The organism is Lyngbya sp. CCY1209 (assembly GCF_055795065.1).
Map to the genome: position 1 here is coordinate 1 of NZ_JAYFER010000595.1, position 9,341 is coordinate 9,341.

A 9,341-nucleotide genomic window follows, 5' to 3' on the forward strand; every position below is an offset into this window, starting at 1 on the left:
CTCATCGCCTTCCGTTCCCCGCTTCAATCCTGGAGTTGTGAATTCCAAAACTGGGGGTGGCTATCGCCTCCTCTCTTGGATTATCAGTTTTGCTTATTTCTTGTATAAGACACTTGTATCACTGACTTTTCCTTGACCCTGAGAGTTCCAACCTCATTTAGTATCACAGTGATACCAAATTTAGGAACATACAGACAGTTATAAGGCTGGTCAGGGGTGCGTCCCTTATATCCATCCAAGGGGGATGGAAGCCTTACCGGGAGGTTATTTCAGGCATTTCGGCCTTATTTCATTCCCGAACGAATCGCACATTCTTCCCCATGTTGACATATCGGGGCCGGGCACTCGGGAATGGAATTGATAATGATCAATTCAATTCGCCACCTGGATCGGCCCGCTGACACTGCCGCTGAAAAACTGTCTCAGGGCGGGATGTTCGGAGCGGTAAGCCTCCTCGACGGTGCCGGCCCACTGAATTTGACCTTGATACAGAAACACCACGCGATCGGCCGTGCGGCGGATGGTGCTGTCCTGGTGCGTAACCATGACGTAGGTGCTGCCCCCGCCGCCCCGTTTTTGCAGTCCCCGGATTAAATCTTCGATCACCGTCGAGGCGATGGGATCTAAACCGGCCGTCGGTTCGTCATAAAGGATCACTTCCGGATTGTCGGCGGGGGTTTCCGGATTGGGCATAATCGCTCTAGCGAAACTGACCCGCTTCCGCATCCCGCCGGACAATTCTGCGGGGTAGCGATCGCAGACATTGGGGAGGCCGACCATTTCCAGCCGTTCCTCGACCAATTCTCGAATCCGAACCGGGGACAGCCGCGTGTGTTCGTAGAGGCGAAACCCGACGTTGTGCTCAATGTTGAGGGAGTCGAATAGAGCGGCATTCTGAAACACCATGCCGATCCCGATCGGGTCGGAGAGGTCGTCCACCCACCCCCGCCGCCGTTTTCCCTTGACGTAGACTTCCCCGGCGTCGGGGGGCAGCAACCCGGCGATAATCCGCAAAATGGTCGATTTTCCGGTGCCGGACGGCCCGATAATGGCCAGGGCTTGGCCGCGATGGATGGTCAAATTGACCCCATCCAAAATCACGTTCGAGCCGAAGGCTTTGCAAATTCCCCGCAGTTCGATCAGCGGCTCGGACATTTCGGATTTTTCGTCTGTTATCCCCATTTCTTTGTGTATTGTGTATCGTGTATTCTGACATCCTCATCGCTCCATCCGAGACGCGGATGGGGGATATCGATCCGAACGTCAGTTCCCAATTGCCAGCATTGCCGAATCTGCCTTGAGGCGAATGATCCATGTCAATCCGTTCTTTTAGTTCTTTGAAATATCGGCTCCGCCGCCTGTTCAAGCTCCGGCTCACCTTGGGTTGGTCGGGCTACCGTTCCCCCCATCGGGTCGGACAGTTGTTCAAGTGGCTGGCCCCCGGTTTGTTGGTGAAGCGGTGGTTGCTCCTGAGTGCCGGGGGGGTGTTGCTGACCAGTTTGGGACTGGCGATCTGGACGGGGATGACGCCCATCTTTTATATTTTGCAACTGCTCAAGGGATTTTTGGGTTGGATCACGACGGTGATCCCCAATTCGGTTTCCGGGCCGCTGGTGCTGCTGGTGGGGTTGTTGATGATCTTTTGGGGCCAGAGCCGCAGTTTCAGCTCCATCACCCAGGTGTTGATGCCGGAGGGGGACGAGGAGTTGGTCGATCGCTTATTAACCCTGCGTCGCCTCAACCGGGGGCCGAAAATCGTGGTCGTCGGCGGGGGGACGGGGTTATCGACGTTGCTGCGGGGGTTGAAGGATTACAGCGCCAACATCACGGCGATCGTGACGGTGGCCGACGACGGGGGGTCGTCGGGGCGGTTGCGGCGGGAGATCGGGGTTTTGCCGCCGGGGGACATCCGCAACTGTCTGGCGGCCCTGGCGGATGAGGAAAAGCTGCTGACGGAGTTGTTCCAGTACCGGTTCCGGGCTGGGGACGGGCTGACGGGCCACAGTTTCGGGAATTTGTTTTTGACGGCGATGGGGGACGTGACGGGGGATCTGGAGCGGGCGATCGCGGCCAGTTCCAAGGTGCTGGCGATCCGGGGTCAGGTTTTACCCGCCACCCTCAGCGACGTGCATTTGTGGGCGAAACTGGCCGACGGGCGGCGCATCTGCGGGGAGTCGAGCATCACGGAGGCCCGGGGCCAGATCGTCAAAATTGGCTGCACCCCTGCCAACCCCCCGGCCCTCCCGAAGGCGCTGCAGGCGATCGCAGAGGCGGATTTGATCGTCATCGGGCCGGGTAGCCTCTACACCAGCGTCATCCCCAACCTGCTGGTGCCGGACATCACCGAGGCGATCGCGAAACGGCCGGTCCCCCGCATCTACGTCTGCAACGTCATGACTCAGCCGGGGGAAACGGACAACTACACCGTTAGTGACCACATTCGGGCGATCGACGATGCCTGCGGGTACAAACTCTTCGACGCGGTGCTGGTCCAGGGCAAAATCCCCCCCGCCCAGGCGCTGATCCGCTACGCCCAGGAGGATTCCCACCCGGTGGCGATCGATCGGGAGGCGGTGAAGCAGTTGGGACGGCGCATCGTGTTGACGAATATCATCGAAGTCGATCGCCAAACGGGCTACGTCCGCCACGATTCCAAGCGGCTCGCCCAGGTTCTGCTGCGCTGGTACTCTCGGGTTTGAGTTGATATGGGGTGTGCTCGGTGCTCGGTGCTCGGTGCTCGGTGCTCGGTGGGGAAGAATTGACAATTCATGTTCTGTCTCCCGACTCCCGGCGCCCCATCCCATCAAGTTCGGATCATCAGTTGTCAAATAGATTTCTGATTATTGAACCATAGAAATAGTTTTTGTTCAAACTATTCTAACGGACAGGATATCACTTGGAGATAAAGTGCACCCAAAAACTGCCGTCGGGGATGCAGACGTTCTGGATCAGGCGGTAGGAGTAGTGCAAATAGGCGCCGCTGAGATCGGTGCGGTATCCGCTGGAAAACCACTCCCCATAGGGGTCGTGGACGATCAACCCGTATTCGTCGTACCCCACCACGACGATGATATGTCCGAAGGAGGTGAAGTACCCGTGGATGACGGCCGGATTGCCGGCGGCGATCCAATCTTGGACGTCCTCGATGATGGCATTTTCGGTGAAATAGTCCTTAGCGCCGTAGTCGCGGACGATCCGCGCCAGGTCGTAGGGGTTGTGGCGGCTGTACCCGCGATTGATGGCATATTCGTACAGTTCATCTTCAAATTGACCGTAGCTGCTCTTGCGCCGGGCTCCTACATATTCCAGACACATGGCGATGGAGGTGACGTTGCAGGCGCCGGTGGGATTGAACCAATTGTCGAGTTGGGATTTGTAGGGGACGTTGGGGAGCCGGTGGCTTTTCGGCAGGGGTTTCGGGTAGGTTTGGGTTCCTCCCTCAAAAACCTGGGCGTTGGGTCCCCAAATGTAGACGACGGAATAGCCGCCGAAGGATTCGCTGCGGAGGGCAACTCTCAGGTGTCCCCGGATCGGGTCGTAGGCGAGGACTGAATATTCCTGGCCGCCGGAGATCGGAAATTTTTCCGAGTCCCCGAGTTGGGAGGAGGCGATCGGTTTGACTTTGAAAACCGTATCTTTCATGATTTTTAACATCGGGGTGGAAACGGGGAGATCGCTCACTTTCGCTTCGATCAATTTCTCGGCCGTCACCTTTCCCAAAAAACCGGGTTCGTTGCAGTTCATCAGCTTTTGAAACCGGTGCAGGGCGGCGGTGGATTTGGGGCCGAAGATGCCATCGACGGGGGGATCGAGCAGCCCCAAATCGATCAGCCGAATCTGAATCTGGCGGCTGAGTTCTTCGTCGTCGTAAATCGCCTTGACGTCGTATCGAATCTCCGTTCCGAGAAAGTCCTGTAGTCTCATCTCACCTGCTCAACGTAATAATACAAAACTGAATGGTATGGGGATCGCCCCGAATTGGGGGTCGGGGCTGGCGCGACCTGCTGTCGATACCATCGGACTCAATCAAGCCGAGGAGTCACCCCCCCGACTCCCTTTCAAAACCGGACGGCAGATGTCCGCCGCCGCCGGTTCCTCAATGATTTGGTGCTGGTCATGGGTATCTTTTAAGCTATCACCTTTGGCAGTCTTCTCATCACGGCCGTTTCGGCGGAGAGGTCAGGGCGGTTCTCGCCCCGATCGCATCCCACAACTTGAGCTTTCGTCAGGGGGACTCCGGTTTCAGGACGACGATGCCATAGGCGTCGGGGGACAGATATTTTCGGGTCGCCTCCCGGAGGGCGTCCGCGTCGAGGCTCTGGATGTGGCGGGGATATTCGAGGGCGAGGTTGAGATGGCCGGCGATCGCCTGATAGTAACCGTACAACCCGGCGCGGTCGGCGGGGGTTTCGTTGCCGAAAATAAACCGGTTGGCGACTTGGGTGCGAACCCGGGCGATTTCGGAGTCGGCGATGGGTTCCTCGTGGAGGCGACGCAGGTGTCGGGCGATCGCGGTTTCGACTTCGGCTAGGTTTTCGACTCGGAGGCGGGCCGAGATGTAGAAGACACCCTGCAACCGCTGGGTCATGTTGCTGCAGGTGACGGCGGAAACCAACCCCCGCTCTTCCCGCAAGTCCCTGACCAGCCGGGACGTCCGGCCCTGACCCAAAATGGTGGCGAGGACGTCGAGGGGGTAGGTTTCGGAGAGTTCGTCGAGCCCGGGGACGCGCCAGACCATCATCAATCGCGCCTGTTGCAGGCCCGGATCGACCCGTTCATGGCGGACGATTTCGGTGAAGCCTTCTTCCGGCATCAGGTCGCGGACGGCGGATTCGGGGTCGGGATCGGTTTTCGGTGCTCCGGGGAAGGCGATGGATTCTTCGACGACGGAGATCAGGTTCTCGACGGGGAGGTTGCCCACGACGGCGACGGTGGTTTGGGCCGGGGAGTAGTGGCGGCGGTGGAAGTCCCGCATCTGGCCGGCGGTCAACTGTTCGATCGCGCCGGCCGGACCGAGCACGGAACGGCGGTAGGGGAGGCGATCGAAGGCGGTTTCCATCGTCCGCCGGAAGCTGCGGCGGGAGGGGTTGTCTTCGGAGCGCCGGATCTCTTCCAAGACGACTAACCGCTCCCGCTCGAAGGCGTCGTCGGGGATGCTGGGATTGAACACCACTTCTAACTGGAGGGGGGCCAGGGTGGCGAAATCTTGGGGGGCGGCGGTGACGTAGTAGTGGGTGTAGTCCTGGCTGGTGGCGGCATTGGTGAGGGCGCCGCGCTGTTCGATGCGTCGTTCAAATTCCCCCGCCTCCAAGGTGGGGGTGCCTTTGAAAACCATATGCTCTAAAAAGTGCGCCATGCCGTTGATGGCGTCGGATTCGACGGCCGAGCCGACATCGATCCACACGTTCAGATTCACCGCATCGACGGGCAATTGTTCGGCGACGATGGTCAAACCGTTGGACAACTGGCGGATGGTCGGTGCGTTGAGCGATCGGGTTCCGGCCGCTGCCGAGAGAGTAGAAGTCATTCGATCCCTAGAAGTGTCGTCTTTTCCCTCTCTATCTTAAAGGTATGGGATGGACTTGCCGGATCGGGCGATGTGATTTTGGCGATCGCGACAGGATGCCGATCACCCTCGAACCGGCTGGCCTGGATTTGACGGTCAAATTGTCGGCCGAGATCGATTCGATTGGGAGCGGGAATGGGTGGGGGCGATCGCCCTCATTTCTACTGTTCCATTCCGCTATTTGTTCCGGCAGCGGGATGCTTGAGAAGGCTGGGTCGAGCGGTTTCAATTGGCGGGGTATTTCCGCGATCGCTCGTTTTTTATCGTATCCAATAATATCTCACTTGTCAAGCTCAATTGACCGATATTTATTTTCACCCTGAGAGCCAATCCGTTATAATATAAAAATCGTCGCTCAGATCGAATTGACTATGGCAATAACCGAGTTCCTCCATGCCGCCATTTTGGTGTCCGACTTGGAAAAGTCCCAACGGTTCTACGGCCAGATATTGGGCTTGAATCAAGTCGATCGCCCCCTGCAGTTTCCGGGAATTTGGTATCAGAGCGGAAACTTCCAGATTCACCTCATCCAAGCTCAGGAAGTGGTCGGCGATCGCGTCAACGAGGACAAATGGGGGCGCAACCGTCACCTCGCCTTCTCCGTATCGAATTTGGAATTTTACCAGAAAATATTGACCGAAAATAACTGCAAATATCAAATGAGTTCATCCGGGCGATCGGCTCTGTTTATTGAAGACCCGGACGGCAATATTATCGAACTCAACCAACAGTAAAACCAGCTATTTCGACATCATTTTAAATGAGGATTATCGCTTATTCCTATACCGATCCGCTTTTAGAAACCGCACCCGATCGCAGGATTTGGGGGTGGGAAGTGGATCGAATTTATCTGGATTTAGGGGGGCGATCGGAACTGGAAAAACTGCTCGAAGATTGCCGTTCGACACCGGCAGAATATTTATTGATCAGACGTTACGAGGAATTGGGTGAATCGGTGCGGGAAGTCGGCGATCGCTTGGATCAGTTTGACCGTCTAAAAATTCAAGTTATTGCCATAGAAAGTGATGGCAAAGCATCCGAAACTTCGCGGGTTGAATTAATTCGATTTTTGGCGGAAATACAGAGGGGACAGCACAGCCGTCGCATCCGAAAAGGACACGCAAAAAACCGCCTGAAAGCTTTGCCACCGCCGGGGAAAGCACCCTACGGCTACCGTCGCGGCAAGGAACGCTACGCCATCGATCGCGCCGCAGCACCCATTGTAAAAGAGTTTTTTGAGCGCTTTTTGATTTACGGTTCCCTGCGGGGTGCGGTGCGATATTTGGAACAGCGATACGGCAAAAAAATCTCGGTGACGACGGGTAAAAGGTGGCTGGTTAATCCGGTTTATCGGGGGGATTTGGAATACAAAAATGGCGAGGTTATTTCTAACACCCACGTCCCGATTATATCCCGGGAGGAAGCCGCGCAGGTGGATCGACTGTTGCGTCGCAACCGACGGCTACCCCCCAGGACTGCGAGTGCGCCGCGATCGCTGGCGGGGTTGTTAGGCTGCGGTGAATGCGGTTCGTCGATGACGGTGACGCGGGTGACGAGTTATCGCAAAGATCGGGAATATCTCTATTTGCGTCCGATGAATTGTCCGCGAAATCAGAAGTGTAAATCCCTGTCTTATGAGCAAATATTAGAGGCGACAATTGAGCGCATTTGTGGGGATCTTCCCGAGGCGGTTTCCGAGTTGGAATTACCGGACTTGGAGCGGGTGAAGGGGGGGTTGACGGGTGCGATCGCATCCAAGCGAGAAATTTTGGCACAGTTGCCGGAACTGGAAGCGACGGGAATTTTTGATGCGGAAACGGCACAAATTCGCGCCTACAAACTACGAAATGAAATTGCGGAGTTGGAGGGAAAATTGGCGCAACTTCCGCCGGTGAATTTGAAGGCGACAGCACAGGCGGTTTCGATCGCGCAATTTTGGCTGGATTTGTCGGAAACCGAACGACGTTTTTATTTTCGGGAGTTTATCCGTAAAATTGAGATTGTCCGCCAGGGGGACGACTGGGATTTGAAGTTGATGTTTATTTTTTAAGGTGATGAAGATCCACCATTATCCCCCTTAAGAAGGGGGACTTGGAGCGCCATTCTCCCCCCTTACCAAGGGGGGTTGGGGGGGATTTTCACTCTTTCAGGTGACAAAAAGCCACCTCCCCCTTAAGAAGGGGGACTTGGAGCGCCATTCTCCCCCCTTACAAAGGGGGGTTGGGGGGGATTTTCACTCTTTCAGGTGACAAAGAGTCGCCATTATCCCCCTTAAGAAGGGGGACTTGGAGTCCCATTCTCCCCCCTGACAAAGGGGGGTTGGGGGGGATTTTAACCGCTGGTGAGGCGGATATGTTCCATAATTCGCTGTTTTCGCTGTTCAGAGTTCATCATCGAACTGTAGGAGGACGCCGGTACTTCTGAGAACTTCCCGACACTCCGCGACAGATGATCTTTGATTTTCTGCTTTTGTTGATTTGAGCGTTCCATATCAATCCAGAGAATCAGGACATTTCTATTGTGTCCGATCTGCCTCTAAATTGGAAGGGTGGAGAAGATTTTTTTTCGGGTCTGGAAGTGTTATAATGATCGGGTTAAAATCCGAACACAAAATCATCGATCGCGATCGCACTCGCCTCCACACCATTCAGAACCGCCAAAACGCTTCCGGTGTCGGTGAGACGGATCTCGGTTCCCGTCGCGACGGATGCGATCGCTAATTGTCCGAAATTCAAATTGCCGGACACGCCGATCAGGTCAAAATCCGCATCAAAATCGGTGATCATATCCCGTCCCGAACCGATAATAAAGGTATCGCGACCATTTCCGCCGGTGAGGCTGTCGTTCCCATCATCACCGCTGAGAAAGTCGTCCCCATCTCCTCCGATTAGGGTATCCTGTTCTTGACCACCGTAGAGGGTATCTCCTCCCTCACCACCAATTAAAACATCATTTCCTAGGTTTCCAAATAACAAATCGTTCCCTTCTCCACCGCAGAGAGTATCCCCTTCTTTTCCGCCGAATAGGGTATCATTGCCATTTTCTCCTTGGATGCGATCGCCTTCCCGGTTTCCGAGTAACAAATCGTCTCCGTCACCACCGGCGATCGAGTCTTCGCCTTGACCGCCAAAAATGGTATCATTTCCTGGTTCTCCCCGCAGCAGGTCGGCTTCGCTATTTCCGAATATTAAATCATCGCCACTGCCGCCATCAATACTGTCATTTCCGACATCTCCCCAAATTACATCATTATCGTCGCCACCGAACAGGCGATCGTCATCTTTGCCGCCATATAAGGTATCCGTTCCGCCATCACCATTCAGGAAATCATTTCCCTGACTTCCGAATAAAATATCGCTTCCGAAACCTCCCTCTATATTGTCGCTTCCTGCCATTCCAAATAAGGTGTCATTTCCGCCAAATCCATTCAACGATTCCGCGATCGCACTCCCCATTTCCACATCATCCGTTTCGCTTCCCTCCACAGTTTCCTGAATAGAATTAACTAAACGACTTAAAGTAACATTTAAAGTCGGAAATGGTTGACAGTGATTTTCAGTATTATCGTCGGGTTCGGGTGTGGGAGTCGGTTCCGGTTCCGGAGTCGGTTCCGGAGTCGGTTCCGGCGTCGGTATCGGAGTTGGTGTGGGAGTTGGTGTGGGAGTCGGGGAAGGTTCCGGTGTCGGATTATCTTCAGAATTGATACTCGCAGATAGGGAAAAGTTGAACGGGTTTTCGTCGCTGTCGTTGGTGACAAACGAGATTTCACCTGTCG

At 55.3% G+C, this 9,341-nt stretch carries 8 protein-coding genes; 3 read left to right on the forward strand and 5 right to left on the reverse strand.

Features of this window, described 5'->3' with window-relative positions; all coding sequences use genetic code 11:
- Window positions 1-372: 372 nt before the first annotated feature.
- Entirely contained in the window at window positions 373-1,155 is a 783-nt protein-coding gene (locus AC0QHF_RS21995; protein WP_324706394.1) for an ABC transporter ATP-binding protein, read from the reverse strand.
- A gap of 158 nt (window positions 1,156-1,313) precedes the next feature.
- Between AC0QHF_RS21995 and AC0QHF_RS22000 the strand changes: the two genes are divergently transcribed.
- Window positions 1,314-2,699: a gluconeogenesis factor YvcK family protein gene (locus AC0QHF_RS22000; protein ID WP_324706395.1), complete on the forward strand. Its 1,386-nt coding sequence runs from the start codon at window positions 1,314-1,316 to the stop codon at window positions 2,697-2,699.
- A gap of 193 nt (window positions 2,700-2,892) precedes the next feature.
- Here the strand turns inward: AC0QHF_RS22000 and AC0QHF_RS22005 are convergent, their stop codons facing one another.
- Entirely contained in the window at window positions 2,893-3,924 is a 1,032-nt protein-coding gene (locus AC0QHF_RS22005; protein WP_324706396.1) for a C39 family peptidase, read from the reverse strand.
- Between the two features lie 301 nt (window positions 3,925-4,225).
- Complete coding sequence (locus tag AC0QHF_RS22010) at window positions 4,226-5,527, reverse strand: M16 family metallopeptidase (protein WP_324706397.1); 1,302 nt, start codon at window positions 5,525-5,527, stop codon at window positions 4,226-4,228.
- Window positions 5,528-5,937: 410 nt separating this feature from the next.
- On the opposite strand from AC0QHF_RS22010, the gene AC0QHF_RS22015 reads away from it, so the two are divergent.
- Both AC0QHF_RS22015 and AC0QHF_RS22020 read left to right on the forward strand, forming a co-directional pair.
- Window positions 5,938-6,300 (forward strand): VOC family protein, encoded by a 363-nt coding sequence (locus tag AC0QHF_RS22015; RefSeq protein ID WP_324706398.1) that lies wholly within the window; start codon window positions 5,938-5,940, stop codon window positions 6,298-6,300.
- A 26-nt stretch (window positions 6,301-6,326) separates the two neighbouring features.
- Complete coding sequence (locus tag AC0QHF_RS22020) at window positions 6,327-7,616, forward strand: recombinase family protein (RefSeq protein ID WP_324706399.1); 1,290 nt, start codon at window positions 6,327-6,329, stop codon at window positions 7,614-7,616.
- A 281-nt stretch (window positions 7,617-7,897) separates the two neighbouring features.
- Here the strand turns inward: AC0QHF_RS22020 and AC0QHF_RS22025 are convergent, their stop codons facing one another.
- Both AC0QHF_RS22025 and AC0QHF_RS22030 read right to left on the reverse strand, forming a co-directional pair.
- Entirely contained in the window at window positions 7,898-8,056 is a 159-nt protein-coding gene (locus AC0QHF_RS22025) for a hypothetical protein (RefSeq protein ID WP_324706400.1), read from the reverse strand.
- A gap of 104 nt (window positions 8,057-8,160) precedes the next feature.
- Window positions 8,161-9,341, reverse strand: a 1,181-nt coding sequence (locus tag AC0QHF_RS22030; RefSeq protein ID WP_324706401.1) for a calcium-binding protein, incomplete at its 5' end; no start/stop codon positions are given.

Coding starts and splice junctions, on each gene's coding strand:
- AC0QHF_RS22005 (WP_324706396.1), bottom strand. CDS start 3,924: ATGAGACTACAGGACTTTCTCGGAACGGAGATTCGATACGACGTCAAG.
- AC0QHF_RS22020 (WP_324706399.1), top strand. CDS start 6,327: ATGAGGATTATCGCTTATTCCTATACCGATCCGCTTTTAGAAACCGCA.
- AC0QHF_RS22025 (WP_324706400.1), bottom strand. CDS start 8,056: ATGGAACGCTCAAATCAACAAAAGCAGAAAATCAAAGATCATCTGTCG.
- AC0QHF_RS22000 (WP_324706395.1), top strand. CDS start 1,314: ATGTCAATCCGTTCTTTTAGTTCTTTGAAATATCGGCTCCGCCGCCTG.
- AC0QHF_RS22015 (WP_324706398.1), top strand. CDS start 5,938: ATGGCAATAACCGAGTTCCTCCATGCCGCCATTTTGGTGTCCGACTTG.
- AC0QHF_RS21995 (WP_324706394.1), bottom strand. CDS start 1,155: ATGTCCGAGCCGCTGATCGAACTGCGGGGAATTTGCAAAGCCTTCGGC.
- AC0QHF_RS22010 (WP_324706397.1), bottom strand. CDS start 5,527: ATGACTTCTACTCTCTCGGCAGCGGCCGGAACCCGATCGCTCAACGCA.